The sequence below is a fragment of the Shewanella sp. TB7-MNA-CIBAN-0143 genome, assembly GCF_040310065.1.
GTDB lineage: Bacteria > Pseudomonadota > Gammaproteobacteria > Enterobacterales > Shewanellaceae > Shewanella.
In genome coordinates, this window is the sequence record NZ_JBEOPL010000094.1 from 1 (window position 1) to 274 (window position 274).

1 pseudogene is annotated in these 274 nt (G+C 39.8%); it reads right to left on the reverse strand.

What is annotated here, in order from left to right:
* Window positions 1–274: pseudogene (locus AAEY97_RS21250) on the reverse strand (type I-F CRISPR-associated protein Cas7f/Csy3); the annotation flags it as partial.

Consider the following 274-nt stretch of genomic DNA (forward strand, 5'->3'; position numbering starts at 1 on the left):
ACCCTGAGTGAAAAACGACAAAATAGCTCTTTTACTGTTGGAGGCACGTAGCACACATCAATTGTTTGAGGGTTTCCAAAAGCAAGATCTTGTGGCGCTAAATTTTTAGCCACATTTTGCTTTTGATACGCATCGCCAAATCCTGATTTTTGCCCAACTAGTTTATTTTGTTCTATTTGTAGCGGTTCAAAATCAGACTCTGGTGTTTTATAAAAAAACACTGCTTTGCTGGGTGAAAGCGAACGCGAGTAACTTAAGTGCCGAGGTAATTGCA